21 protein-coding genes are annotated in these 25,226 nt (G+C 69.7%); 11 read left to right on the top strand and 10 right to left on the bottom strand.

All coding sequences use genetic code 11. The annotated features are described in order from the left end of the window. Positions 1–185: 185 nt before the first annotated feature. Both A3OK_RS23090 and A3OK_RS0119085 read right to left on the bottom strand, forming a co-directional pair. On the bottom strand, positions 186–2,015 hold the full coding sequence (locus tag A3OK_RS23090) for an ABC transporter ATP-binding protein (protein WP_019906500.1): 1,830 nt from the start codon (positions 2,013–2,015) through the stop codon (positions 186–188). Between the two features lie 369 nt (positions 2,016–2,384). Then, complete coding sequence (locus tag A3OK_RS0119085) at positions 2,385–3,281, bottom strand: AraC family transcriptional regulator (protein ID WP_019906499.1); 897 nt, start codon at positions 3,279–3,281, stop codon at positions 2,385–2,387. A gap of 908 nt (positions 3,282–4,189) precedes the next feature. Here A3OK_RS0119085 and A3OK_RS0119080 point away from each other — a divergent pair. The 5 genes from A3OK_RS0119080 to A3OK_RS0119060 all read left to right on the top strand — a co-directional run bounded on the left by A3OK_RS0119080 (position 4,190) and on the right by A3OK_RS0119060 (position 9,093). Beyond that, positions 4,190–4,405, top strand: a complete 216-nt coding sequence (locus A3OK_RS0119080) for a hypothetical protein (RefSeq protein WP_019906498.1) — start codon at positions 4,190–4,192, stop codon at positions 4,403–4,405. A gap of 136 nt (positions 4,406–4,541) precedes the next feature. Further along, a complete protein-coding gene (locus A3OK_RS0119075; RefSeq protein WP_019906497.1) occupies positions 4,542–4,745 on the top strand; it encodes a hypothetical protein in 204 nt (67 codons plus the stop codon). Positions 4,746–4,879: 134 nt separating this feature from the next. Beyond that, positions 4,880–6,157, top strand: a complete 1,278-nt coding sequence (locus A3OK_RS0119070) for an HlyD family efflux transporter periplasmic adaptor subunit (RefSeq protein WP_019906496.1) — start codon at positions 4,880–4,882, stop codon at positions 6,155–6,157. A 4-nt stretch (positions 6,158–6,161) separates the two neighbouring features. After that, positions 6,162–8,273 carry a peptidase domain-containing ABC transporter gene (locus A3OK_RS0119065; protein ID WP_019906495.1) on the top strand — a complete coding sequence of 704 codons (2,112 nt, stop codon included), beginning with the start codon at positions 6,162–6,164 and terminating at the stop codon, positions 8,271–8,273. Between the two features lie 97 nt (positions 8,274–8,370). Next, the gene (locus A3OK_RS0119060; protein WP_019906494.1) at positions 8,371–9,093 is read left to right on the top strand and encodes a sulfite exporter TauE/SafE family protein; all 723 of its coding nucleotides are present in this window, start codon (positions 8,371–8,373) and stop codon (positions 9,091–9,093) included. Positions 9,094–9,350: 257 nt separating this feature from the next. Here the strand turns inward: A3OK_RS0119060 and A3OK_RS0119055 are convergent, their stop codons facing one another. Then, complete coding sequence (locus tag A3OK_RS0119055) at positions 9,351–10,694, bottom strand: dicarboxylate/amino acid:cation symporter (protein WP_019906493.1); 1,344 nt, start codon at positions 10,692–10,694, stop codon at positions 9,351–9,353. Between the two features lie 314 nt (positions 10,695–11,008). Between A3OK_RS0119055 and A3OK_RS0119050 the strand changes: the two genes are divergently transcribed. Together A3OK_RS0119050 and A3OK_RS0119045 are read left to right on the top strand one after the other, a co-directional pair. Next, positions 11,009–12,883 carry an ATP-binding protein gene (locus A3OK_RS0119050; RefSeq protein WP_019906492.1) on the top strand — a complete coding sequence of 625 codons (1,875 nt, stop codon included), beginning with the start codon at positions 11,009–11,011 and terminating at the stop codon, positions 12,881–12,883. 38 nt (positions 12,884–12,921) lie between these two features. Then, positions 12,922–14,274 carry a sigma-54 dependent transcriptional regulator gene (locus tag A3OK_RS0119045; RefSeq protein ID WP_019906491.1) on the top strand — a complete coding sequence of 451 codons (1,353 nt, stop codon included), beginning with the start codon at positions 12,922–12,924 and terminating at the stop codon, positions 14,272–14,274. Between the two features lie 107 nt (positions 14,275–14,381). On the opposite strand, the gene A3OK_RS0119040 is transcribed toward A3OK_RS0119045, so the two are convergent. Both A3OK_RS0119040 and A3OK_RS0119035 read right to left on the bottom strand, forming a co-directional pair. Further along, entirely contained in the window at positions 14,382–14,840 is a 459-nt protein-coding gene (locus tag A3OK_RS0119040) for a lysozyme inhibitor LprI family protein (protein WP_019906490.1), read from the bottom strand. Between the two features lie 19 nt (positions 14,841–14,859). Further along, complete coding sequence (locus A3OK_RS0119035) at positions 14,860–15,111, bottom strand: hypothetical protein (protein ID WP_019906489.1); 252 nt, start codon at positions 15,109–15,111, stop codon at positions 14,860–14,862. A 242-nt stretch (positions 15,112–15,353) separates the two neighbouring features. Between A3OK_RS0119035 and A3OK_RS0119030 the strand changes: the two genes are divergently transcribed. Together A3OK_RS0119030 and A3OK_RS0119025 are read left to right on the top strand one after the other, a co-directional pair. After that, the gene (locus A3OK_RS0119030) at positions 15,354–15,683 is read left to right on the top strand and encodes a multidrug efflux SMR transporter (RefSeq protein ID WP_026597430.1); all 330 of its coding nucleotides are present in this window, start codon (positions 15,354–15,356) and stop codon (positions 15,681–15,683) included. Between the two features lie 65 nt (positions 15,684–15,748). Continuing rightward, positions 15,749–16,939 carry a serine hydrolase gene (locus tag A3OK_RS0119025; RefSeq protein ID WP_019906487.1) on the top strand — a complete coding sequence of 397 codons (1,191 nt, stop codon included), beginning with the start codon at positions 15,749–15,751 and terminating at the stop codon, positions 16,937–16,939. A gap of 37 nt (positions 16,940–16,976) precedes the next feature. Here A3OK_RS0119025 and A3OK_RS0119020 read toward each other — a convergent pair whose 3' ends face one another. Beyond that, positions 16,977–18,377: a hypothetical protein gene (locus A3OK_RS0119020; RefSeq protein WP_019906486.1), complete on the bottom strand. Its 1,401-nt coding sequence runs from the start codon at positions 18,375–18,377 to the stop codon at positions 16,977–16,979. Between the two features lie 283 nt (positions 18,378–18,660). On the opposite strand from A3OK_RS0119020, the gene A3OK_RS0119015 reads away from it, so the two are divergent. Further along, positions 18,661–18,948: a hypothetical protein gene (locus tag A3OK_RS0119015; protein ID WP_051092936.1), complete on the top strand. Its 288-nt coding sequence runs from the start codon at positions 18,661–18,663 to the stop codon at positions 18,946–18,948. A 48-nt stretch (positions 18,949–18,996) separates the two neighbouring features. Here the strand turns inward: A3OK_RS0119015 and A3OK_RS23085 are convergent, their stop codons facing one another. After that, positions 18,997–20,091, bottom strand: coding sequence for a UV damage endonuclease UvsE (locus tag A3OK_RS23085; RefSeq protein WP_051093053.1), 1,095 nt, complete (start codon positions 20,089–20,091; stop codon positions 18,997–18,999). Positions 20,092–20,180: 89 nt separating this feature from the next. After that, positions 20,181–21,140 carry a hypothetical protein gene (locus A3OK_RS0119005; RefSeq protein WP_019906483.1) on the bottom strand — a complete coding sequence of 320 codons (960 nt, stop codon included), beginning with the start codon at positions 21,138–21,140 and terminating at the stop codon, positions 20,181–20,183. A gap of 288 nt (positions 21,141–21,428) precedes the next feature. Between A3OK_RS0119005 and A3OK_RS24830 the strand changes: the two genes are divergently transcribed. Then, positions 21,429–21,830, top strand: coding sequence for a hypothetical protein (locus A3OK_RS24830; protein ID WP_348625428.1), 402 nt, complete (start codon positions 21,429–21,431; stop codon positions 21,828–21,830). Here A3OK_RS24830 and A3OK_RS0119000 read toward each other — a convergent pair. Together A3OK_RS0119000 and A3OK_RS0118995 are read right to left on the bottom strand one after the other, a co-directional pair. Next, positions 21,763–22,467 (bottom strand): response regulator transcription factor, encoded by a 705-nt coding sequence (locus tag A3OK_RS0119000; RefSeq protein ID WP_019906482.1) that lies wholly within the window; start codon positions 22,465–22,467, stop codon positions 21,763–21,765. The genes A3OK_RS24830 and A3OK_RS0119000 overlap by 68 nt on opposite strands. A 10-nt stretch (positions 22,468–22,477) precedes the next feature. Beyond that, the gene (locus tag A3OK_RS0118995; protein ID WP_019906481.1) at positions 22,478–25,222 is read right to left on the bottom strand and encodes a sensor histidine kinase KdpD; all 2,745 of its coding nucleotides are present in this window, start codon (positions 25,220–25,222) and stop codon (positions 22,478–22,480) included. Between the last annotated feature and the right edge of the window lie 4 nt (positions 25,223–25,226).

The raw sequence follows: 25,226 nt of genomic DNA, 5'->3' as shown, positions 1-25,226 counted from the left end.
TTCGACACGGTCATCGCACCAAGCGCATTTCGGCTTTCCGGCAGCACCCGAAGGACTCCCCCCTCTCGAACCTTTGGGCACGGGTCCCCGGGGCCAGATTTCGACCGCGAGGCGCTCCGGGCCGGTTCTGCATCGACGGTGCCGGTTCGAGACGGTGACAGCGCGGGCGTGAGGATGCGGCGGCGTCAGGCCGGATAGGCCAGCCGGCCCTGCTCCCGGCCGAGCGTTCCCTGGACCGGGACCGCGTCGTCGAGCGCCGTGAATTCCGCCGCCAGCCTCGGAAGGATGATGTCGGGCGCGCCCGAGGCGATCAGGCGGCCCTCGTCGAGGACGTGGACGACATCCGCGCCGGCGAGACTCGTGAGGCGGTGCGCGATCAGGATCAGGGTCCGCTTCCCCGCCAAGGTCGAGAGCGCCGCCATCACCGCCGCCTCGGTCTCGCCGTCGAGGGAGCTCGTTGCCTCGTCGAAGATGATCACGTCCGGGTCGTGGTACAGCGCACGGGCGATCCCGAGCCGCTGACGTTGGCCGCCGCTGAGGCGGGCGCCACGCTCCCCGACCCCGGATTCGTAGCCGCGCTCGAACTGCATGACGACGTCGTGGATTCCGGCGAGCCGTGCCGCCCGCTCGACCGCGGCGGCATCCACGGCGGACGGATCGATGCCCAGCGCGATGTTGGCGGTGACGCTGCCGTCGATGAGGAACACGTCCTGCGGCACGTAGCCGATCCGGTTCTGCCACGCCGGCAGCGTCTCAGGGTCGAGGACGATCCCGTCGACGCTCACGCTGCCGCTGGTCGGCTGGACGAGGCCGAGGACCAGCGCGACCAAGGTCGATTTGCCCGATCCGGTGCGGCCGACGAACCCCACCGTGGTGTTGCTCGACAGGGTGAGATCGATGCCCGCCAGTGCCGGGCGTCCGGTCGCATAGTCGAACGACACGCCCCGGAAGCGGATCGCATCGGTGAAGGGCAAGCGCCGGCTCGTGCGGGGCGGCGGCTCGCACTCTCCGACCAGGGCATCCGCCACCACCGTGACGGCGGGGAGGGAGAACCGGATGAGGGCTGCGGAATTGAAGATGTTCTGGAAGGCCGGCAGCATCCGGTAGCCGGCAAAGGCGAACAGGCCGAGAAGCGGCAGCATGCCGGCGGTGTCGAGCCCCTGGGCGAGTGCGACGAGCACGACGACGATGACGCCGCCGAAAGCGAGCGCCTCGATGGCGAAGCGCGGCACTTGCCCGGTCAGCAGGCTCGCTGCCGTGGCCCTGGCATAGGCGCGCGCGGGCGCGTCGAACCGGCCGGAGAAGGCTTCGGCGCGGCCGTAGAGCCGCAACTCCGTCAGGGCGCCGAAGGTCTCCTGGACCACGCGGAAGCGCTGCTCGTTGTCGCGGATGGCGACACCGCCGAGACGCGCCAGGCGCGCCCGCATCACCAGGTAGAGCAGAACGTAGATGCTGCCGAACCCGCCTCCGAGAATGAAGGCGAGGCGCGGGGCGTAGGCGAGCAGGAACACGATCACCGCCAGGGCGGAGAAGGCCCGCGACGCGACGACGGTCAGTGGCGTCAGAACGCCAGACACCAGACGGTCGACCTCCGAGAGCACGTTCTTGGCGAGTTCCGCGCTGTTGGCGTGCGCGAAGAACAGATGGTCTCGATGGACGTAACGGGCCAGCAAACGGCGGGACAGATTGAAGCCGAACAGGTTGGTGTAGAGCAGTTGCGCATAGGTGAGCACGGCATTGACGAGGCTCGTCGTCAGGATCGCGGCCAGGGCCGCTCCCCCCGTCACCAACAGGAATGCGCGCTCATCGACGAGGCCCAACCGGTCCCGGATGCTGGCGAGATAGGGAATATGCTCGGCGGCGGACGGATCACCCACCAGGGTCAGGAACGGGATCACCGAAGCGACGCCGAGCACCTCGATGACGGCCGCGATGGCGAGGCCGATGGTGATGAGAGCGAGATGTCTTCGATCGCGAGCCCCGAGGATGCGGAAGAGATCTTTCAGCGCTCGCATTAAAGGGTCGCCCCTTCGCTGTTGATCCGCGGGCACAGAGGGAGAGGGTGGGCCTGCAATCGGCCCCACCGCGAAGCGGCATAGAGCGTGGATACGCAGGTGTCTACGTACCAGGACGGGTGTCAGGCCGACCATACACCAATCCCCGAAGAGGCATTCCGATCCGCCGTCGCGGCCGTTGCAAGATCGATGCTGAGCAACCGTGTCGTGGGCATTCCCTCGCCGCTCCGCTCCCGGCGACGGGCTCGCCCCGGTCGTGTCACCTCGATCCGCCCCCGCGCGTGCGGTCGCCCCATCCGGGCAGCGGATACTCAACGGGACGGCCATCCGCTGGATCGTCGTGGCGATCTCGGAGCAGGGCGAGATCGCCTACGCGTTCGACGGACCCGCAGGTCGGCTTCCCCGGGCGACGCGGGCGAAGGCGCGCGGCGGTTGTCCGGTGAGGCGGCGGAAGGTCTTCGACATCTGGCTCGCGTCGCTGAACCCCGCCAGGGGGACGATCTCGCTCAGGCTCAGCGTGCCGGTGGCGATGAGGTCCTGCGCCCGGTTCACCCGCTCGCGCAGGATGAACTGATAGGGCGTGACGCCGAAGGACGTCCTGAAGGCCCTAACCAGATGGCCGACGCTGGTGCCGATGGAATCGGCCAGTTGTTGCAGGCTCAGGGGGTCGGTGAGATGGGCGAGGATCAGGTCGCGCAGAGTGGTGGCCTGCGCGGATGTCAGCGTGGGTCCGGCGCGCCGGGGAGGCGCCTCCGCATTCGAGAACAGCTGCAGCAGCGTCGCCGAGACGCTCTCCACCAGTAGAGGCCCGCTGGAACAGCCGGTCTCCAGATCGGCCGACACGGCCTGCAGCAGATGCCCCACCGCGATCTGCGACCGGGAGGGGACGAACCGGGTCCGCACCTGCGATTTCGCGAGCGAGACGTCGGTGATGCGCTCGACCGCCTCCGGGGCGAGCCTCAGGGCGAGGGTGCGGAACCGCCCGGTCCAGTGCTCGACCACGGCCGCCCCCGGCTCGAGGACGATGATGTTGTCTTCCGAGAAGTGATAGGTCTGGCCGGAACAGAGGAAGCGCTGGCTCGGCGGCGCCAGGGACAGGGCGAAGTGAATGCCCTGCTGAACGATCGACACCGTCCCGTGGCTGCCGAGCTGGACATCGGTGAACCCGATGCCGGACCAGCCGAGGCCCATGCTGGTCTGGAGCACCGCCTCGATCTCGCCGTCGAGTTCGATGGTGCAGCCGAAATCGTTGCGCTCAATCCGCATTCAGGAATCCACGCACGAACCCACCTCGCATGCGAGGCCTCTCATTGGCATCCGCTTCCATCGACAGTCCAAGTGACGTGCAGCCCGGCGACGTGGACCCTGGCGACATGGACCCTGGCGACGTGGACCCTGGCGAGGCGAAGGCGCATCCGACGGTCGATGACCACGTCATGAGCCGTGGCTCCACTGGCCGGTCCCTCCTATGCATCGGACAATCGACCCGCGAAAGCCTCCTCGTCCCCCTCGGCTCGACCCGTCGATTTGCCACCTCGGAAGAGGGGCAAAAACAGGACTGCAATTGGGGCACGCCATCTTGCATGATGTCACTCCGACTTCCCTGATATCACGCCGCCTTGCCTCTGGTCTTGGCTTTTTCGTTCGATCGCGACGGCCGCACTCGCTCAGGCCGGAAACAGTCGATCTTTATTCATCCCCCGACTTGAATTCATCATTCCGAACGGACCTCGCCGCATGCGCATGAGGGGATTGTCATCGTCTCGATCGATGTTGGGAGAAGCATATTCCATACAGTCAAGCCTGCATCAAACAGCACTATAAAGTGCGACATAATGTCAAGTCGAACAAATTTCGCCACCCATATCAGCGGCTTATGCAGAACAATACATAATTCCAGCCCACCGCCGCCGCCGATCCAGAATCGCCAAGTCGTCCGCATCCAGGCGGCAGATAGGATGCCCATCCGCACCGTCACACCGGCGATCCGAAGCCCGGTCATCAATCGACAACAAGAAAAACTCCCGGTCGCGCTTCGGGACAAGGCATGAGATCGCGGCTTGCTGGCTATGACGAGACGTGTAGTCTGAGGGGGAGGAAGCAAGTTTGGTTGCTTTCCAATATAGATCCGAGACAGAACTATCGATCTATCAACGACACATCGGAGAGAAAACATGTCCACCAACAATGACACCATGCGCCCCCTTGAGGCATCGGAGCTCGATGCGGTCGGCGGCGGCCTCTCCCTGGGTGTCGGCCTCGACCTGTCGAGCGAACTCGGCGCCGTCTCCGGCGTAGTCGGACAGGTCGGCGGGCTGGTAAGCGGCCTCGTCGGCGGCCTGCTCGGTGCGGTCGGCGGTCTCGTCGGCGGCCTGCTCGGCGGCAAATAATCCAGCTCGCAGATAGTCCGGCCTGTAAGTAGTCCGGCTGGCAAGCAAATTCCGTTCGGCGGCACGCGAACCCCGCCGTCCCGACTTTCCCGGCCCGGCGCGAGACCAACGCGCGGCCTGATCCTGGAGACGTGACATGACCAAGAACCTCGACACCATCCGCGAACTCGATGCCACCGAACTCGACGCCGTCGGCGGCGGCCTCGCCCTCGGCCTGGAACTCGATCTCTCCAGCGAACTGGGCGCCGTCTCCGGCGTGGTCGGACAGGTCGGCGGGCTGGTTAGCGGTCTCGTCGGCGGCCTCCTCGGCGCGGTCGGCGGTCTCCTCGGCGGCCACTGACCCCTGATACGACCCATCGGTCGGATTTCCGGTGACGATGCGCGGCGGGCCGGTAGGCCCGCCGCGCATCTCGTGCATAAGGACCGCCGAAACCAAGGAACGCCGCCTTTCGGCGAGGAGAACCGCCGAACCCGATGACGTCGCCGCTTTTTCGCGCAGAGGTCGCCCAGGCGCGCCAGGATTCCTGGCTCGGCGAGGCTCAGGTCGTGCAGCCGCTCTCGATCAGGTTGATGACCGCGATCACGATCCTGATCACCATCGCGGCGATCCTGTACGTCGTCTTCGGCACCTATACCCGGCGGATCCACGCCTTCGGCATGCTCACGCCGGATGTCGGTCTCATCACGGTGGCGAGCCCGGTGGCCGGGCGCGTGAGCGCGTCGGGGGTGAAGGAGGGCGACCGGGTCGTCCAGGGCCAGCTTCTCTACACCCTCGACCTCGACGCGGTCTCGGCCAACGGACCGACCCAGCAGCGCATCATCGATCAGCTCGCCCGGCAGAAGGAGACGATCGAGGCGCAGTCCCGGCTACGCTCCGCCATGGCGGCCACCGAGAAGCGCTCCCTCGCCGAGCAGATCGACAACCTGCAATCCCAGTCGCGGCAATTGGAGGAGCAGGTCCAGCTTCAGGAGAAGCTGGTGCCGCCGCTGAAGGAGCGGGTCGACGTCCTCGCCAAGGCCGTGAGCGACGGCTTTGCCCGCTCGGCCGACCTTCAGAACCAGAACTACCTCTACCTGCAGGCGAGTTCGCAGCTCGCCCAGTTCCGCAATTCGCGGCTGCAGCTCATCGGCAAGGTCGGCGAGTTGCAGGCGACGCTCGCCACTTTCGACGACAAGCTCGCCCGCGACCTCGCGGAGATGGACCGCACCGCCGCGCAGCTCGAGCAGCAGCGGGCGGAGAGCGAGGCCCGCCGCGCCATCGAGGTGCGGGCGCCCGAGAAGGGCATCCTCACCTCCATCCGGGTCCAGGCCGGACAGGGGGTCGCCGCCGGCGCGACGCTGCTGACCCTGCTGCCGAGCGAGGGCCGGCTGCAGGCGAATCTGTTCGTCGAATCCTCGGCCATCGGCTTCATCGATACGGGCGAGGCCGTGATGCTGCGCTACGCCGCCTTTCCGTTCCAGCGCTTCGGCCTCTATCGCGGCATCGTCGCCGAGGTCACCCGCGCTCCCCTTGAGGCCGCCGACCTGCCGGAGGCCGCCGGCGCCAAGGCGCGGAACGGCGACGGCATCTACCGCATCATCGTGCGGCCGGACGAGAACAGCGTGGTGGCCTATGGCGAGAGCCGCCGCCTGGAGGCGGGAATGCGGGTCGAGGCCGATATCGCGCTGGAGAAGCGCCCCCTCTACCGCTGGCTGCTCGACCCGCTCTACCGGGTCAAGCGCAGCGTCGATCTCGTGACCCGGGGCGGATGAGCGCGTGAGCCTGCTGAGTACCCTCCAGTTCGGCTTCGGCCGGCGCGTGCCCGTCCTGCTCCAGGCGGAGGCCGCCGAATGCGGCATGGCCTGCCTCGGCATGGTGCTCGGCTATCACGGCCGCCATGTCGATCTCGGCGTCCTGCGCCGCCGCCACGCCCTGTCGCTCAAGGGCATGACCCTGCGCAACCTCATCGACCTGGCCGGCTCCATGGGCCTCGCCACGCGGGCGCTGCGGGCGGAATTGAAGGATCTGCCCAAGCTCAAGGCGCCCTGCATCCTGCATTGGGGGCTCAACCACTTCGTCGTGCTCACCGCCGTGACCGGACGCGGGATCGTCATCCACGATCCCGCCCGCGGGCGCCGCAGGCTCACCTTCGCCGAGGCGTCGCGGGAATTCACCGGGGTCGCCCTGGAGGCGAGCCCGACCACCAGCTTCGTGCGCGAGAAGCGCCAGCGCGGGCTGGCGCTGGGCGACCTGTTCCGGACCATCGGCGGCATCCGCCCGGCCCTGGCGCAGATCCTGGCCCTGTCCCTCGGGATCGAACTCGTCGCGATCCTGATGCCGATCGCCTCGCAGATCGTCATCGACGAGGTCATCGTCAACGCCGATCTCGACCTGCTGCTGGTGGTGGCGGTGGGTCTCGCCCTGCTGCTCGTCGTCCAGCTCGTCCTCTCGGTGGCGCGGACCTGGGCGATCATGCTCACCGGGACCAAGCTGAACTACCAATGGTCGGGAAGCCTGTTCGACCATCTCTCCCGCCTGCCGCTGGACTATTTCGAGAAGCGCCATGTCGGCGACGTGATCTCGCGGTTCGGCTCCCTGGCGACGATCCAGAAGGGACTCACCACCGACCTCGTCCAGGCCGTACTCGACGGCATCATGTCGATCGGCATGCTCGCCATGCTCGTGGTCTATGGCGGCTGGCTCTCCCTCGTCGTCGTCGCCTCGACCGCCCTCGCCGCGGCCCTGCGCATCGCCGCCTACGCCTCCTACCGCGAGGGCACCGAGGAGGCGATCGTCGCCGAGGCGCGCCAGCAGAGCCACTTCATCGAGACCGTGCGCGGCATGGCGAGCGTGAAGCTCCTCGACCTGCGCGAGCGCCGCCGCGGCACCTGGATGAACCACTTCGTCACCGCGCTGAACGCCCGGCTGCGGCTGCAGCGCCTCGACCTCGTGTTCGGGCGGGCCAACGAATTGCTGTTCGGCCTCGACCGGCTGCTGCTCCTGGTGCTCGGGGCACGGGCCGTCATCGACCAGTCGATGACGTTGGGCATGCTCGTCGCCTTCCTCGCCTATCGCGACCAGTTCTCGCAGCGGATCGGCAACCTGATCCAGTCGGGCTTCCAGCTGCGCATGCTCAACGTCCAGACCGACCGGCTGTCGGACATCGTCATGAGCGAGCCGGAGGAAGGCTCCGGCTCCGCCCTGGACCCGGCCTCCCCTGCCCTGGCGCCGGCATCGGACCGGCCGGGGAGCATCGCGGTGAGGGACCTCGCCCTGCGCTACGGTGCCGACGAGCCCTGGATCTTCCGCGACCTCGGCCTCGACGTCGCGGCGGGGACGAGCTTTGCCATCACCGGCCCGTCGGGCTCGGGCAAGACCTCGCTGATGAAGATCATGATGGGCCTGCTGCCCGCGAGCGAGGGGCGGGTCGTCGTCGACGGACAGGAGATCCGCACCCTCGGGGCGGCCTCCTATCGCCGCCGGATCGCGGGCGTGATGCAGAATGACGGCCTCTTCGCCGGCTCCATCGCCGAGAACATCGCCAGTTTCGACGAGCGGCCCGATGCGGGCTGGATCGAGGAATGCGCCGCGCGCGCGGCGATCCTGGCCGACATCAAGCGCACCCCGATGGGGTTCGAGACCCTGGTGGGCGACATGGGCTCCACCCTGTCGGGCGGGCAGAAGCAGCGGGTCATCCTGGCCCGCGCCCTCTATCGCCGGCCCGAGATCCTGTTCCTCGACGAGGCGACGAGCCATCTCGACGAGGCGACGGAAGCGGTCATCGCCGAGGCCTTGCGCGACCTGCGCATGACCCGGATCATCGTCGCCCACCGCCCGGCTACGATCGCCGGGGCCGACCATGTCTTCACCCTGGCGCCCTCCGCCTGAGCTCCCCGCCGCCGCGACCGGGCACCTCGTCCTTTCGTGATGGGCCGGAGCGGCGTCCGGATTGGCGCGTCCCGGTCCGGCCGGGCACAATCACCCCATGGGTCTGCTTCTCATCCTCATCATCGGCCTCGTGGCGGGTGTCGTCAGCGGCATCATCGGCACCGGCTCCTCGATCATGCTGGTGCCGGTCCTCGCGTCTGTCTACGGGCCGAAGGAAGCCATCCCGATCATGGCGGTCGCCGCCGTCATGGCGAACCTCTCGCGCATCCTGGCCTGGTGGCGCGAGGTCGACGGACGGGCCGTGGCCGCCTATGCGGCGACCGGCATCCCCGCTTCGGTGCTCGGTGCCCGCACGATGCTGGTCCTGCCGCCCCGCGCCGTCGACCTGGCGATCGGCGCGTTCCTCCTGGCGATGATCCCCGCGCGCCGCTGGCTGGCGGCCCACCTCATCAGGCTGAGGCTGCCCCATCTGGCGGTCGCCGGAGCGGCGATCGGCTTTCTCACCGGCATCGTCGCCTCGACCGGGCCGGCCTCGGTGCCGGTCTTCATCGGCTACGGCCTGACCAAGGGCGCGTTCATCGGCACTGAGGCCGCCGCATCCTTGGCGATCTACCTGACCAAGACCATGACCTTTCAGGGTTCAGGCGCCCTGCCGGTCGAGGACGTCCTCAGGGGGCTCTGCGTCGGCGGCGCGCTCATGGTCGGCGCCTTCGTGGCCAAGCCCTTCGTGCTTCGCCTCGCCCCGGAATCCTTCCGCTCCATCATGGACGCGCTCCTCCTCGCATCGGGCACCTGCCTTCTCTGGAACGGCTTCGGCTGACCGATCGCCGCGATGAGCGCGGGCCATGCCGGGCCAGGTCTTGCACGAAGGTCTTGCTCGAAGGGCTTGCTCGAAGGGCTTGCTCGAAGGGCTTGCTCGAAGGGCTTGCTCGAAGGGCTTGCTCGAAGGGCTTGCCGGAACGCGAAAAGGGCAGGCCGGACCCTCCGGTCCGGCCTGCCCTTCTTTGACGCGGCCTTGTCGAGATCCCCTCGCGGCGATGGGGGATGACCCTTTCGCTGCGAGGGGGGAGGCGGGGGTTATTCCGCGGGCTGGAGGACCGGCATTTCGCTGGCCAGCGGCATCGGCTTGCCGCCGAGGGCGGCGGCGAGCCTGACCTCGTCGACCTCACCCTCCCAGCGGGCGACGACGATGCAGGCCACCGCGTTGCCGATGAAGTTGGTGAGTGCGCGGCACTCGGACATGAACCGGTCGACGCCGAGGATCAGCGCCATGCCGACGACGGGCACCGAGGGCACCACCGCGAGCGTCGCGGCGAGGGTGATGAAGCCCGAGCCGGTGACACCCGCCGCGCCCTTCGAGGACAGCATCGCCACGAGGAGGAGGAGGCCCTGCTCGCCCAGGGACAGCGGGGTGTCCGTCGCCTGCGCGATGAAGAGCGCCGCCATCGTCATGTAGATGTTGGTGCCGTCGAGGTTGAACGAGTAGCCGGTGGGGACCACGAGGCCGACAACCGGCTTCGAGCAGCCGGCGCGCTCCATCTTCTCCAGCAGCGAGGGCAGGGCCGATTCGGAGGAGGAGGTCCCGAGGACGAGCATCAGCTCCTCCTTGATGTAGCGGATCAGCGCGATGATCGAGAACCCGTTGTAGCGGGCGACGAGGCCGAGCACGCCGAGCACGAAGATCGCCGAGGTCAGGTAGAAGGCGCCGACGAGGTAGGCGAGGTTGGCGAGCGAGGCGATGCCGTACTTGCCGATGGTGAAGGCCATGGCGCCGAAGGCACCGATGGGAGCGACCTTCATGATGATGTTGACGACGCCGAAGATGGCTTCCGACAGCACCTTGATGATGTCGAGGACCGGCTTGCCGCGATCGCCGAGGAAGGCGAGGCCGAAGCCGAACAGCACCGAGAAGAACAGGACCTGAAGGATCTCGCCGCCCGAGAAGGCGCCCACCGCCGTGGTCGGGATGATGTTCATCAGGAAGTCGGTGATCGTCTGCGTCTTCGCCTTGTCGGCGTACATCGCGATCGACTTCGGATCGAGCGACTTCGGATCGATATGCATGCCCGCGCCCGGCTGGACGAGGTTCGCCACGATGAGGCCGACGATCAGGGCCAGCGTCGAGAAGGTGACGAAGTAGATCAGCGCCTTGCCGCCGACGCGGCCGACCTTCTCGAGATTGGTCATGCCGGCGATGCCGGAGACCACGGTGAGAAAGATCACCGGCGCGATGATCATCTTGACGAGCTTGATGAAGGCGTCGCCGAAGGGCTTCATCTCCGATCCGAACTGCGGATAGAAATGGCCGAGCAGAATGCCGATCGCCACGGCGACGAGCACCTGGAAGTACAGCGTGCGGTAGATGGGCTTGGGCTTTGACGGCGGATGCGGTGCGGTGAGCGGTGACGGTACGGCAACCATGACGGGCTTCTCCCTGGAAGTGGATCGGGTCGGGTCGGATCGGAGCGCCGGGTTCGTCCGGGCCTCGTCCTCTCTTGGTGTTGGCCTCCGGGGTCCGGCCCCTTCGGCGCCCAGCCCTGCGATGGGCGCAGGTCTGCGTTTCGCTCAAGGAATGGCAACCCGCGTGCCAGTTCCGGAACTCCCGGAATATTTCGTTAAGACATTGATTCGAGACATATTTTTCCGATGAATACGGACCGCTTCCAGGGCTCCGGTGCGGATGTCCGCACGCGAGCGCGAAATCCCGTCCGGGAATCCGCACCGGGGCGCGGCGCGTGAATCAGAATGTCTCACCCCATGATGGAACCGGCTCGCGAGGACCGACGCGGCGGCGGGGCCTCGTTCTGGTCGGCAGCCTCGCGCTGGTCCTGATCGCGGCCTGGCTCGCCGGACGGGCGGCCGAACGCTGGGCGCTGGCCGACCTGCGTCGCACGGCACAGGCGGCCCTGGCGCTTCAGGTCGGCGCCCTGCGGGCCGAGATGCAGAAGCAGGCCTCGCTGCCCCTGGCGCTCGCGGCCGATCCCGAGATCGCGGCGGTCGCGGGGTCGGCGCCGGGACGGGACCTGGTCGCCCGGGTCGACAGGCGCCTCGCCCAGGTGGCGGCCGCCACCGGCGCGGCGGTGATCTACGTCATCCGGCCCGACGGCATCACCGTGGCGGCGAGCAACGCGGAATCCGAGCGCAGCTTCATCGGCCGGGACTATGCCTTCCGGCCCTATTTCCGGCAGGCGATGGCCGATGGAGCCGGATCGCAATTCGCCCTGGGCACGGTCAGCGGCCGGGCCGGCCTCTACCTCTCGCGGCGGATCGACGGGGCCGGCGGCGTCGTGGTGGTGAAGATCGAGTTCCACGGCGTCGAGGCCGCGTGGCGGCAATCGGGAGACGGGGTGTTCGTGGCCGATGCGCGGGGCATCGTCCTGGTGGCGAGCGATCCGGCCTGGCACTTCGCCACCCTGCGCGAGGTCGGCGACGACGAGCGCAGGCGCATCCGCGAGGCGCTGGAATTCGGCGAGGCGCCGCTCTCGGCGCTGCCGCTCCATCCCGTCGAGGGGATGCCGGGCCTCGTCCGCATCGGCCAGGGATCGCGGCCGGCGCGGACCGCCCTGGCCCTGGACGCCGCCATCCCCGGCACCGATTGGCGGCTCCATACCCTGACGCCGGTGGGCGCGGCGGTGGACCGCGAGCGGGTGCAGGCCTGGACCATCGCCGCCCTCGGCACCGGCCTCGCCTGTCTCGGGATCGCGACCCTCGCCGGCCGGCGCCGACGGACCCGCCAGCGCCTCGCCCAGGCCTTCGCCCGGCGCGAGGAGCTGGAACGGAACGTCCGCGAGCGGACGCAGGAACTCACCGACGCCAACCGGATGCTGCGGCAGGAGATCGAGGAGCGCCGCAGGGCGGAAGAGGAGCGGCGGCAGGCGGAGGCTGAGCGCGAGCGCCTCGGCCGCGAACTGGCCCAGGCCGGCCGGCTCGCGGCCCTGGGCCAGTTCGCCGCCAGCATGGCGCACGAGATCAACCAGCCGCTGGCCGCCATCCGCGCCTATGCCGACAACGCCGCGATCCTGGTCCGGCGCGGACGGGGCGAGGAGGCGGCGGAGAACGCCTTCGCCATCGGCCGGCTCACCGACCGCATCGGCGGGCTGACCCGGCAGCTCAAGGGATTCGCCCGGCGTTCCTCGCCCCGGCGCGAGCCGGTGGCTCTGGCCGATATCCTCGCCAACAGCCTGGAACTGGTGGAGGCGCGCGCGACGGCGGCCCGGATCGCCCTGTCGGCGGAGGCGGCTTCGCCCGGCCTGCGCGTCCTCGGCGACGGGCCGCGCCTCGAACAGGTCGTGGTCAACCTGCTCCAGAACGCCCTCGACGCGGCGGCGGGAAGCGCCGATCCGCGCGTGTCCATCCAGGTGCGGGACGCGCCCGACGGCCGCGTGGCGATCGAGGTCCGCGATACCGGGCCGGGCCTGCCCGAGACGATCCGGGCCCAGGTCTTCGACGCCTTCTTCACCACCAAGTCGGACGGGCTCGGTCTCGGGCTCGCCATCTCCCGCGGAATCGTCGAGGATTGCGGCGGCAGCCTGAACGCCGTGGACGATCCGGCCGGCGGCGCGATCTTCCGGATGGAACTGGCGAAAGCCCCGGTGGAGGCGGCGACGTGAGCGGGCAAGAGACGACGGGAGAGGAGACGGCGGGAGAGGTGACGGCGGGCGGCGCGGCCGAGCGGGTGGTGTTCATCGACGACGAGGCCGATGTCTGCCGCGCCAACCGCCAGAGCCTGGAACTCGACGGGTTCACGGTCGAGACCTTCGGGGCCGCCGGGCCGGCGCTGGCTGCGATCATCGCCGATCCGCCCGGCCTCGTCGTCACCGACGTGCGCCTGCCCGATCTCGACGGCATCGCCCTTTTCGCGCGGATCAAGGCGATCGATCCGGAACTGCCCGTCATCCTGATCACCGGCCACGGCGACATCCGCATGGCGGTGGGGGCCATGCGCGACGGGGCCTACGACTTCCTGGCCAAGCCCTATCCGGCCGAATCCCTGGTCGCCTCGGCGCGCCGCGCCCTGGAGCGCCGCCGGCTCGTCCTCGAGAACCGCGTTCTGCGCGCCCGGCTGGAGGCCGCGGTGGAGGAGGATCCCGCCTTCCTCGGCATCTCCCCGGAGATGGTGCGCCTGCGCCGCCTCGTGCGCGAGGTCGCCCAGGCCGATGTCGACGTGCTCGTCTTCGGCGAGACCGGATCGGGCAAGGAGGTGGTGGCGAGCGCGCTGCACCGCTGGAGCCGGCGCGCGAGCCGGAACTTCGTGGCGATGAATTGCGGGGCGCTGCCCGACAGCGTCGTCGAGAGCGAACTCTTCGGCCACGAGGCCGGCGCCTTCACCGGGGCGCTCAAGCGCCGCGTCGGCCGGATCGAGCACGCGCACGGGGGCACGCTGTTCCTCGACGAGATCGAGAGCATGCCGCTCGGCCTGCAGGTGAAGCTCCTGCGCGTGCTGCAGGAGCGGGCGGTGGAGCCGCTGGGCAGCAACGAGATCCGCGCCATCGACATGCGCGTGGTGGCGGCGACCAAGGTCGATCTCGGCCAGGCGGCGGCGCAGGGCAGCTTCCGCGACGACCTCTACCACCGCCTCAACGTCATCACGATCGCGATCCCGCCCCTGCGCGACCGGCGCGAGGACGTGATGCTGCTGTTCCAGGAATTCCTCACCCGCGCCGCCGCGCGCTTCGGACGCGAGGCTCCGGCGATCACGCCGGCCGTGCGCGACCATCTGCGCCGGCACGACTGGCCCGGCAACGTGCGCGAACTCGGCCATTTCGCCGAGCGCCACGCCCTCGGCCTCGGCCTCGGCCAGCACGACGCGCCCGCGCCCGAGGCCGCGACCACCGGCACCCTGGCCGAGCAGGTCGACCGGTTCGAGCGCGGCCTGATCCGCGAGGAACTGATCATGGCCGGCGGCGACGTCCGCATCGCCGCCGAATCCCTCGGCACGCCGCGCAAGACCCTCTACGACAAGCTCGCCCGGCACGGCCTCACCCCGACCGATTACCGCTGAGCCGCAGCCGCCGCGCGAACCGGGTCTTCCCGGCCCTCCATGAGTTCGACCAGTCGGGTCTGCCCTCGCCGACCCCGACTCTTGATCGGCAGCGGTGAGATCCGGGATCAGTGGAGCGGGTAGCGGCTCAGGATGTCGTTCGTGCGCTGCACGGTCTTGTCGTAGCGGCAGGCATAGCCGGCGGCGTTGGCGCCGCTGCCGCCGCTCCACTCGCTGAGGACGAGATCGCCGCAATCGGCGTCGCGGAACGCGATCCAGGCGCGTTGGGCGGCGGCGAGCTGCGCCTTCCAGGCCGCCTTGGCCTTGGCATCCTCGCCGCGATCGTCCGTGTCGATCACAGAGAGCGCCTTCCGGTAGGCCGCGTTCAACGCCGTGTCGGCGCCATCGAGGGCTTTGTGCAGGCAGGCCTGGGTGCCGACATCCGACGTCTCGGTGGCGCAGAGTTTGACCGAGGGCTGATTGGTCGAGGTCTGATCCGCCAAAACCGGAGATGCCGGCCCGGCGAGCGACAGCAGCACGGCGAGCGGAAGCCCGCCCGCCCGTCGAAGGAACGCGTAAGCGCACATCGTCACGGGACGAGGCTCCTCAGAAGCGGCGTTCCTTGCGCTCGGGGTTCGGTCCGGTGGCGTGATAGCTCGCCATGCAGGCGTGATAGATCTGCGAGCCGAGATCGTAGAGGCTGAGATTGCTCGGATTCGCGGCGCTGAACACCTGCGCCCTCGCCTGCTCGCGGCAGGCGGCATCCTGCGGACCCTGGATCGGCGGTTCGCTCACCTGCTGCGCGAGGGCGGCGCCCGTGAAGGCCAGCAGGAAGGCGGCGGTCAGTGTCGTGCGCATCGTGTCGGTGCCCGTCGCTGGAGAGTTCGGCTGGAGGGTCGACCTCGGGACGGTCCGGCTCGGAAGACCGGACCGAATCTCGCGCGGTCGATGCCCGACCGTGCCGCGAGACCTCGCATGGAGCAAGCCGTCCCCGACGGACACGCGCACCCTCCCGGCACTCGAGTTCCGGCCCGATCCCACACGCGAAATTAACGGCCGACGTGATCTTGAAACGATCCGCCCGCACGGACGATTCCCGCATGAACCCGTATCTGCTCCTCGCCTTCGCCATCACCGCCGAAGTGACGGCGACCCTCGCTCTGAAGGCCGCGGACGGCCTGACCAAGCCCGTGCCGACGATCATCGTGGTTCTGGGCTACGGCACGGCGTTCTGGCTGATGTCGAACAGCATGAACATGCTGCCGATCGGGATCGTCTATGCGATCTGGGCCGGAATCGGCATGGTCGGGGCGGCGCTCGGCGGCGCGCTGCTGTTCCACGAGCCGATCACCCTGTCGATGATGATCGGCATCGCCGTGATCGCCGTCGGCGTGACGATCCTCGCCTCGGGCCAGACCGCGCCGCATTGACGAGCGCGACGGGGGCGAGGCCGGTCACGCCCGGCGCAGGGGTTCGGTGAGAGGGGATGGCGAGAATGGACCGCTCGAGACCTCGCTTCCGCCGCCCGTGGCTCGCAGGCTCGCTGATCGGCGGCTCGACCCTGGCGGGGCTGGCCTGGGCGATCGTCGCATGGCTCGGCGTACCGAACCCGATCACCCTGGCGGCCCTGGCGATCGTCGAGCCCTCCTCCGTCGGCACGTGGTTCTCGAGCCGGCTGGTGGCGGCTCCGCGCACGGCCCGCCTCCTGCCGGTCGCGCCGCGCGCGATCCTGGCGAGCGTGCCCTGGAAGGGGCGCAGCGTGCCCCTCGGCGAGATGCTGGAGGCGACCCGCACCAACGCCCTCCTCGTCACGCAGAACGGCGTCCTGATCCACGAATGGTATCGCCCCGGCTCGGGCCAGGCGACGCTGTTCCCGTCCTGGTCGGTGGCGAAATCGGTGGTCTCGCTGCTGGTCGGGCAGGCGATCGCGGCGGGCAGACTCGCCGAGACGGATTCCGTCGCGACCCTGCTGCCTTATCTCCGCGACGAACCCGCCTTCGGCCGCATCACCGTCCGCGACCTGCTCGATATGACGAGCGGGCTGGCGGTGCCGGAGAATTACGATCCCTGGAACCCGCTGGTGGGCACCGCCGGCCTGTACCTCACCCGCGACATCCGCGACTTCGTGCGCGAGCACGCCACCCTGTCGTCGAAACCCGGCAGCAAGGGCCGCTACCGCAGCATCGACACCGAGGTGCTCGGCCTGATCGTCGCGCAGGTTCAGGGCCGGCCCCTGGCCGACCTCCTCTCCGAGCAGATCTGGAAGCCCATGGGGGCGCAGGCGGACGCGACCTGGAACCTCGACCGGCCGGGCGGGACCGAGAAGGCCTTCTGCTGCCTCAACGCCGTCGCGCGGGATTTCGCCCGCCTGGGGCTGATGGTGGCCGACCATGGCCGCGTCGGCGGCGGCGCCATCGTGCCGCGCCACTGGATCGAGCGGATCGAGACGCCCGCGCGCCAGGAGGTCGACGGCTGGCCCTACTCGGCCCAATGGTGGCACGTGCCGGAGGGCGACGACGACATCTCGGCCATCGGCGTCTACGGCCAATACGTCTACATCAACCGCGACACCGGCACGGTCATCGTCAAGCTCAGCGATCACGGCGCCGAGCAGGACGAGGCGGACACGCTCGCGGTGATGCTGGCGGTCGCGCGCGACCTCGCGGCGGCGCGCCCGGCCCGTTGACCGGGACGGGCGATGACGCTGGGCGCGGCCCTCGGGCTCACGCCGCCGGAGAGCGCCGCCGGGCGAGGCCCCGCATTCGCGCGACGGTCTCGGCCCGCCAGTTGCGCAGGAGACGGCGTCTCACGCCGCCCCACCGGATGGCCGGAACCGGCGAGACCGGATCGACCAGGGCGCTGAGGGCGCGGGAGTAATCGAGCACGAGGCCCGGCGTCCACGTCATCGCGCCCGCGCCGTTGCGCAGGAGCGCGGCCGCCCAGAATTCCGGGCTCATCACCGCGCGGGCGAGCCCGCGCCAGGGCCTGCCGGCCCGGCTGAACGCCCCCTCGACCGCGGCGTCCAGGGCGGAGGCCACCGCCGTCGAGCAGTTCCGCCCGACGAGGTTGTAGGTCGCGTCGCGGCGATAGGCGGCCCAGAAGCGCTGCAGCCGCGCGCCGTCGATTCCGCGCAGGGTGACCGTGACGGTCGCCTCGCACCAATCGTCCGCCTCCTCGCGGTAGCTCGGCAGGAAGCGCCCCGGCACGTTGTTCTCGGGGCCCGCGCGCAGGGTCGCGCGCAGGTTGTCCGGCGAGCGGTCGATCTCCACCGCCGGATAATGGCTCACATAGAGCGGCGTCTCGCCCTCCCCGGCGTCCAGTTCCAGGGCCGCGTGACCGGTGGAGACGTGGCCGCGCCCGTTCACCGACACGACGTAGCGATGGACCAGCCGCTGCCGGGCCGGGATCGTCGCCGTCCCGGTCGGCGTCCAGACATGGACGGTGAGCACGTCCGAGCTTGTCCCGGTCGCCGGCATTGCCGGTTCCGCCGGAGGCCGCCGCAGGCGCAGGCCCAGGATGGCCACCTTGATGCCGGCCAGCATCAGGAAGGCACCGATGCAGAACCCGACCGTGCCGGCGTACCAGGTCGGCCAGGGCTGCAGGGTGATGATGCCGAGGGCCACGCCCAAGGCCCCATGCGCCGCCGACAGGCGCCAGCCCGGAAACCGGAGCACGTTCGAGAGCGCGAAGCGCGACAGGCCGTCGAACAGGAAGGCGGTTCCGAACAGCATGGCGAGCAGGAACGTGCTCGAGGACGAGGCCAGCATCGTCAGCACCGCCACGACGAGGAGCAACGCCGCCTTGAGAAGGCGAAGCCGGCGCGCGGCCCCCGTGGCGACGAGGCCGCGCACGAACGAGCCCACCGCCTCGAACACGAGGAGGAGGCCGAACCAGCGGTCGGGAATGTGGAGCGCCCCGTCGAGGGCGTCGATCACGAGGGCGAGGCCCAGCCCCGTCCAGACCAGCCCGGCCCCCGTCACGACGCCCCAACGCTTGTGAACCGCGTCACGCCCGACCAGCAGCAGCCAGAGCGGAAGCGCCATCTGGCTCGCGGGGGCCTCGGAGGCGGCGAGGAGGTCGTCGACCGGGTTGCCGCTTCCCTTGCGCAGGGCAAGGCCCAGCACCCCCTGCTCCTTCGGGCTCAGCCTTTCCGGAGCGGTGTCGCCGTCGGGGAGGGACGCCTCCGCCGCGGAGCCGTCTTGATGTGGTTGAGGCCGTATGGTCACGGGTGATCGTCCCTCGCAGCGCGACGTCTCCTCTTAGCGAGAGTGCCGAACGAAGCAAAAGATCGATTAAGATCACGGCATCGCCGCAGTATTTCCCGGGACGAAGGCGCGTTGTCCACTGTTCGACGGGGCCGCCGGAGCGGCGGTTGTCGCGCTCCCCCGCGCCTGCCATGGTCGCCCGATGGCACAGTCTCCCCCTCCCCGTTACTCGCCCGCCGAGCTCGTCGAACAATTGCGGGAGGCCGCCGAGGAGATCGCGCCCGAACTCCCCGGCATCCGCGCCGAGGAGACGCTGGAGGGCGAGGCGGCCCAGACGATCGAGGAAATGGCCGAGGCCCTGATGCGGATCGCCAACGGCGCGCCGCGCCCACAGGACCTCGCCCGCGCGGCTCTTGAGGCGAAGGCGCCGCTCAAGCCGATCGGTCGCCCGAAGAGCACGGTCGTGAAGATGCAGAAGCCCCGCCGGTAGGCCGGGGCTCGCCCGCGGCGGAGGTGGCGGGGGAAAGCCGGATGTCCGTCACGCGGCCGCGCTGGACGCGGTGCCGCCATGCCCGGCCTCCGCCCTCCTCGCCGCGCCGATCTCGGCCGCGATCCCGGTGGAAGCCAGGTTCTTGCCCTTCGCCTCGATCTCGAAATCGGCCCAGGCGAGGTGGCGGGCCACCAGGGCGTTGAGGGCCCGGTTGCTCATCAGATGGGAATGGGCCGCGATGTCGCGCCAATTGTGCCCGGCCTCGACGAGGGCCGCGTAATCGGGCAGCCGGTCCGGGTCGTGGCCCTCCAGCAGCGCCTCGCGCGAGAGGCTGACATGGGCGATCGGGCGCACGCCGCGCCAGGATTCGCGGATGCGGGCGATCCGCCCGTCATCGGGTTCGATATAGGTGCCGCCGCTCTGGACCCAGTGGTGGTGCAGGTCGAGCACCACCGGGACGCGATCTGCCAATTCCAGGACTGTGTCGAGCCCGAAGGCGTTCTCGTCGTTCTCCACCGTCAGGAGGTCGCGCGCCGTCTGCGAGAGCTTGGGCAGGCTCTCGCGAAAACCGTCGATCCCGGGATCGCGGGCGCCGACATGGATGTTGATATGGGCGCCATGCGGATGCCAGCCGTCGCCGTAGCCCATCATCGCCATCAAGTCGGCATGGTATTCGAGCTCCGAAATCCCGTTCTGCTCGGCCTTCGGGTTGCGCGAGGCGATGACGCAGAACGGTCCGGGATGGAAGCTGAGGCGAACGCCGCCCGCCCGCGCCCGCTCGCCGACGCGGGCGAGACCGGTCTCGACGAGGTCGACCATCTCGGGCTCGGCATAGATCGCGCGCGCCACCTCGTGGGTGTAGCCGGGCAGGACGTTGCTCGCCATGCGCAGGAGCCGCTCCAGCGGCGGCCGGGCCGCGACCCAGGCGACCTGGCGCTCGAGCGCCGCGAGATTGTGCCGGGCGAGCCCTTCGAGCTTCCCCCGCCGCGCGGCAGGCGCCAGCGTGTCGAGATGGCTCATGGTGGTGTGCGACAGGTTCATGTGAAGCGTCGCCTCGCGGGCGGCCTTCAACGTCTTGAAACTGGCGGGATCGTCCTCGAGCACGAAGGTGCAGCAGAAACCGAGGCGCGGCGTGTCCATCATCATGAGGGGATAACGGCGTCGCCCGGCTTTGGTCTCCCGGCGATGGGCGGTTTCGGAACTCAGGGCAGACTCAGAACTCCGGGGGGCTTTCAAAACTCCATGCCGAGCTTGAGCCGGACGGCGTGGCGCTCGAACTGGCCGAGGCCGAGCGCGCGGCGCGCGAAGGCCGGATCGGTGTCCCGCCCCCAGATCTGGCCGGCATAGGCGAGGGTGACCCAGACCTTCTCGGTGAAGCGGTGGTGCAGGGCCGGGCCGAGAGTCACCGCCTCGCTCTCCAGCCGGTTCAGGAAGGCGCCGTCATAGCCGCGCAGGTAGCGCAGTTCCGGCCCGAGATAGGTCTTGTCCGCGACCTCGCCGACGAGGACGTTCGACCAGACCAGGGTCGAGGAGCGATAGCCCTCGCCCGAGCCGCGCTGGCGCCCCACCGCCGGCTCGAAGCTGACGTTGCTGCCGTACCAGAGCTTGTTCGGCACGATCTGGACATCGACCTGGGCCAGGGTCTCGATGTCGAAGATATCGGCGCCGCGTCCATCCAGCGGCAGGATGCGGCTGAAGCGCGGCCGCACCTCCAGGGCGAAACCGACCGGCTGTTCGGCCGAGCCCTTCAGGAACTGGTATTTCACGTCGACCGAGACGCCGTCGAACGTGCCGAAGGCCTTGTCGTCGAGATCGGCGATGGTGCGCACCCGGTGCAGCGTCCCGAAGGCGCTCAGCTCGATGCTCAGGCGGTCGATCGGATCGAACTGATAGCCGAGGCGGGCATCGAAGGCCCGGTAATGCGACGGACCCGGCCCCGAGCGGCGTTTGCCGATGCGCGAGACGCTGTCGAAGACGACCTCCTGCTGCCCCTTCTCACCCGCATCCGTGCCTTCGGTGAAACCGAACAGATGCTCGGTGTCGACATCCTCGTCCGGCTTGGACGGGCTCGCGGCCTTCTTCGAATTCCCCGAGGCCTGCCCGCCGTCATCCTTGCCCTGCGGTCCGGCCAGGGCCGGAGCGACGGGGCTCGCGGCGAGAAGCAGCGCGAGGGCGATCCTGATGGGAAACATGGCGATCCTCGCTCCGTCCCGTAGGACCGACCATGCCCGGTCCCGGATTATTCATAATGCGGCGCCATCCGAGGCGCTGCGGCGGCCACGCCACAGCCCGGTTTTATCGATCCAGGGGCGGATGACGCCCCCATCTCGATCGTAAGATGCCGGTGATCCGGCGCGGAGGCGCGATCCTCACGGGATCCTCATGCGAAACCGGTCCCGTCCCGCTCGATCCTTTAGACGCGACGGCCCAGGTTCCGGGCGCGGTCCCACGCATCGATCGCGCAAACCCGAAGACAGGCCATGCCCCGAGCCTTCCCAATACCCGTCCTCCGAGCGGTGGCGGCACCGCCGCCCCAGCACAGTTTCATCGTCGGGCAGGATCACCAGGGGCGCTGGGTCGCCGTGGAGATCCACGGCCTCGGCGGCGGCCTGTTCCGAAGCTGCAGGGACGCGATCCACTACGCCGCCGGCGAGACGCCGTGCCGGCCCGACGCGGTGCCGCTCTCGGCGGAGCGGATCGAGTTCCGGCTCGGCTCGGGTGCCGAGAAGCCGGGCGCGGAGAAACAGGGAGGGCAGAAACAGGGAGGGCAGAAACCCGGAGGGCAGAAAGCCGGTGGTCCGGCCCGCGACGGGATCACCGGGGCGGGTCGCGTCCCGGCTCCTCCGGAGCCCGCATCCGGTATCCGACGCCCGTCTCGGTGAGGAGGATGCGCGGGCGCTCCGGGTCCGCCTCCAGTTTCTGGCGCAGGCTGCGGATGTAGACCCGCAGGTATTGCGGGTCGGACGAGGTCGAGACCGCGTTCATCAGCTGCGAATGGGTCAGGGCCTTGCCGGCATGCTGCACGAAGACCCGCAGGAAGTCGTATTCGCGCGGGGTCAGCTTCACGTCGTTGCCGTCGACGCGCACGATCCGGCGCACGAGATCGACGCTGAGCCCGTCGACCCGGAAGATCGGCCGCTCGCCCTGCTGGGCGAGCTGGTGGCGCAGGGCCGTGCGGATGCGGGCGAGGAGTTCGCCCATGCCGAAGGGTTTCGTCACGTAATCGTCGGCGCCGAGATCGAGGGCCTCGACCTTGCCCGGCTCGTCGTCGCGGCTCGACAGGACGAGGACCGGCAGGTCGCGATGACGCTCGCGGAGGCTGCGCAGGAGATCGTGCCCGCGCATGTCGGGCAGGCCGAGATCGAGGATGACGAGGTCCACCCGCTCGCGCGCGAGGAAATCGAGGGCGGTCCGCCCGTTCGGCGCTTCGAGGATGGCGTAGCCCTGGGTCGTCAGGCCCATGCGCAGCAGCTTCCGGATCGGCGGCTCGTCGTCGATGACGAGGATGGTCAGGCTCATGGCTCGCGACTCATGGTTCAAGCCTCTTGGTTCGAACCTCATGGGGCGGGCGCCCGCCCGGATCGGAGGGCGGGACCGGCAGGATCACGGTGAAGACCGCGCCGCTGCGGTCGGTGCGGTTGGACGCCGTGATCCGCCCGCCCATCGCCTCGACGAAACCGCGCGAGATGGCGAGGCCGAGCCCCGTCCCGGCCCGCACGCTGTCGCCCTTGCGGACACGGTAGAACGTGTCGAAAATCCGCTCCAGATCCTCCGGCGGCAGGCCCTCGCCCTCGTCGATCACCTGGAGACGGAGGCTGCCCCCCTCGGCCCTCGCGCGCAGCGTCACGGTGGAGCCGTCGGTGGCGTATTTCGCGGCGTTGTCGAGGAGGTTGACCAGGGCCTGCTCGAACAGGACCGGGTCGAGGCGCAAGGCCGGCAGGTCCGGCGCGATGTCCACCGCGACCCGGTGGCCGGACAGGATCTTCTCCATGCGCCGCAGGGCGGTATCGGCGATCTCGGCGACATCCTGAAGCCCGACATTCGGCGTCACCGCGCCGGCTTCGAGACGCGTCATGTCGAGGAGGTTGACGATGAAGCGGTTCAACCGCTCGGCCTCATCGATGATGGTGGCGGTGAGCTCGACCTTGGCGGGCGGGTCGAGGGCCTCGTCGAGGTCGCGCAGGGTGCTGGCCGAGCCGAGAATGGCGGCGAGCGGCGTGCGCAGGTCGTGCGAGATCGAGGTGAGCAGGGCCTGGCGCAGGCGGTCGGTCTCGGCGGCGCGCTCGGCCCGGTCGAGATCCTCCACGAGGCGGACGCGCTCGATGGCGAGGGCGCCCTGGTCCGACAGTGAATCGAGGAGGCGCCGGCCCTCGGGCGTGAGCAGCGGCCCGGTCCCGTCGGCGTCGAGGCCGATCACCGCGATGGTACCGCGCCCGGTGCGCATGGGCAGGAACAGCCGCCGCGCGCCGGGCAGGGTGTCGGCCCCCCTCCCCGCCGGCCGCTCGTTGTCGAAGGCCCATTGCGCGGCGGCGATGTCGGCCTCGTCGAGGAAATCCTCCGGCGGGTAGCCGGCGCGGACCGTCAGCGAGCCTGCCTCCGGCATCAGCAGCAGCACGCGGACCTTCAGCATCGCCGCCGCCTGGAAGGCCGTGGCCCAGAGCACGTCGTCGAGGGTGCCACAGGCGGCGAGCTTGCGGCTGAAGCCGTAGAGCCGCTCGGTGTCGCGGGCGCGGGCGCGCGACAGCACCGCTTCCTTGCGCGAGCGTGCGGCGAGGTTGGAGACCAGAACCGCCACCAGGGTGAACAGGCAGAAGGCGGCGATGTTGGTCGGGTCGGTGATGGTGAGGGTGTAGACCGGTGGCAGGAAGAAGAAGTTGTAGGCGAGCGAGGCCGCCACCACGGCGACGAGGGAGGGGCCGAGCCCGTAGCGCACCGCCACCGCGAGCACGGCGGTGAGGAGGACGAGATCGGCGTTCTCGACCCCGACGAAGGGCTGCAACGCGAGGCCGAAACCGAGGGCGACGGCGACGGCCGCGATGGCGGCGAGGATCGGCACGGGCTCGATCCGGCGGCGGGCCGGGGCCGTCCGCACGGTCTTCTCGGCGACGGGCTCCGCCGCCGCCGCCTCGCCGGCAATGACGTGGACGCTGATCGCGCCCGAGCGCCGCACCAGATCGTGCACCACCGAGCCGTTGACGATCTCGAACAGCCGCGAGCGGTCGGACTTGCCGACGACGACGTGGTTGGCATTGGCCGCGTGGGCATAGGCGAGGATGTCGTCGGCGACGCGCCGGCCGCCGGGGATGGTCACCGCCTCGCCGCCGAGCCGGTCGGCGAGGCGCAGGGTATCGGCGATGCGGTCGCGCGCGACCTCGCCGAGAAGGGCGCCGCGCGGGCCCTCCACGTTCAGGGCGATCCAGGGCGCGTGGAGCCGATCGGCCAGCCGCTTGGCGTAGCGCACGAGGCCGCTGCCGCGCGCATCCTCGCTGACGCAGACGAGGATGCGGTCGCCGGCCCCCCATGGCCCCGCGATGGCGTTCGCCCGCATGTGGCCGAGCAGTTCCTCGTCGACCCGGTCGGCGGTGCGCCGCAGGGCCAGTTCGCGCAGGGCCGTGAGGTTGCCGCGGGAGAAGTAGTGCCGCAGCGCCCGCTCGGCATGATGGGCGACGTAGACCTTGCCGTCCTTGAGGCGCTGGATCAGGTCGTCGGGATTGAGGTCGATCACCTCGATATCCTCGGCCCGTTCGAGGATGCCGTCGGGCACGGTCTCGCGCACGCGGATGCGGGTGATCTGCGCGACGACGTCGTTCAGGCTCTCCACGTGCTGGATGTTGAGAGTGGTGTCGACGTCGATCCCCGCCTCCAGCAGCTCCTCCACATCCTGGTAGCGCTTTGGGTGGCGGCTGCCGGGCGCGTTGGTGTGGGCGAGTTCGTCGACCAGGGCGAGGGCGGGGCGGCGGGCGAGGAGCGCGTCGAGATCCATCTCGCCGAGCTCGGTGCCGCGATGAACCACGCGGCGGCGGGGGATCGCCTCGAACCCGTCCACCAGGGCCTCGGTCTCGGCGCGGCCATGACTCTCGACGATGCCGATCACCACGTCGATGCCGGCCTTGCGCTTGGCCCGCGCCACGGTGAGCATCTCGTAGGTCTTGCCGACGCCGGGAGCGGCGCCGAGATAGACCTTCAGCCGCCCCCGGCCGCGCTCCTCGCGGCGCGCCGCCAGGAGCAGCGCCTCGGGCGACGGGCGATCCGGATCGCGGCGGAGATCGGACATCCGG

Origin of the sequence: Methylobacterium sp. 77, assembly GCF_000372825.1 — a bacterium.
In the GTDB taxonomy this organism is placed as follows: Bacteria; Pseudomonadota; Alphaproteobacteria; order Rhizobiales; family Beijerinckiaceae; genus Methylobacterium.
Note: the sequence above shows the minus strand (reverse complement) of the source record. Positions and strands in the feature narration are given on the sequence as shown.

Bases quoted from the DNA above. Each gene is read 5' to 3' on its own strand.
- A3OK_RS23085 (WP_051093053.1), bottom strand. From the start codon at position 20,091: ATGATGGACACGCCGCGCCTCGGTTTCTGCTGCACCTTCGTGCTCGAG.
- A3OK_RS0119040 (WP_019906490.1), bottom strand. From the start codon at position 14,840: ATGTGCGCTTACGCGTTCCTTCGACGGGCGGGCGGGCTTCCGCTCGCC.
- A3OK_RS0119015 (WP_051092936.1), top strand. From the start codon at position 18,661: ATGGCACAGTCTCCCCCTCCCCGTTACTCGCCCGCCGAGCTCGTCGAA.
- A3OK_RS0119075 (WP_019906497.1), top strand. From the start codon at position 4,542: ATGACCAAGAACCTCGACACCATCCGCGAACTCGATGCCACCGAACTC.
- A3OK_RS0119070 (WP_019906496.1), top strand. From the start codon at position 4,880: ATGACGTCGCCGCTTTTTCGCGCAGAGGTCGCCCAGGCGCGCCAGGAT.
- A3OK_RS0119005 (WP_019906483.1), bottom strand. From the start codon at position 21,140: ATGTTTCCCATCAGGATCGCCCTCGCGCTGCTTCTCGCCGCGAGCCCC.
- A3OK_RS0119035 (WP_019906489.1), bottom strand. From the start codon at position 15,111: ATGCGCACGACACTGACCGCCGCCTTCCTGCTGGCCTTCACGGGCGCC.
- A3OK_RS0119080 (WP_019906498.1), top strand. From the start codon at position 4,190: ATGTCCACCAACAATGACACCATGCGCCCCCTTGAGGCATCGGAGCTC.
- A3OK_RS0119000 (WP_019906482.1), bottom strand. From the start codon at position 22,467: ATGAGCCTGACCATCCTCGTCATCGACGACGAGCCGCCGATCCGGAAG.
- A3OK_RS0119085 (WP_019906499.1), bottom strand. From the start codon at position 3,281: ATGCGGATTGAGCGCAACGATTTCGGCTGCACCATCGAACTCGACGGC.
- A3OK_RS23090 (WP_019906500.1), bottom strand. From the start codon at position 2,015: ATGCGAGCGCTGAAAGATCTCTTCCGCATCCTCGGGGCTCGCGATCGA.
- A3OK_RS0119055 (WP_019906493.1), bottom strand. From the start codon at position 10,694: ATGGTTGCCGTACCGTCACCGCTCACCGCACCGCATCCGCCGTCAAAG.
- A3OK_RS0119060 (WP_019906494.1), top strand. From the start codon at position 8,371: ATGGGTCTGCTTCTCATCCTCATCATCGGCCTCGTGGCGGGTGTCGTC.
- A3OK_RS0118995 (WP_019906481.1), bottom strand. From the start codon at position 25,222: ATGTCCGATCTCCGCCGCGATCCGGATCGCCCGTCGCCCGAGGCGCTG.
- A3OK_RS24830 (WP_348625428.1), top strand. From the start codon at position 21,429: ATGCCCCGAGCCTTCCCAATACCCGTCCTCCGAGCGGTGGCGGCACCG.
- A3OK_RS0119030 (WP_026597430.1), top strand. From the start codon at position 15,354: ATGAACCCGTATCTGCTCCTCGCCTTCGCCATCACCGCCGAAGTGACG.
- A3OK_RS0119025 (WP_019906487.1), top strand. From the start codon at position 15,749: ATGGACCGCTCGAGACCTCGCTTCCGCCGCCCGTGGCTCGCAGGCTCG.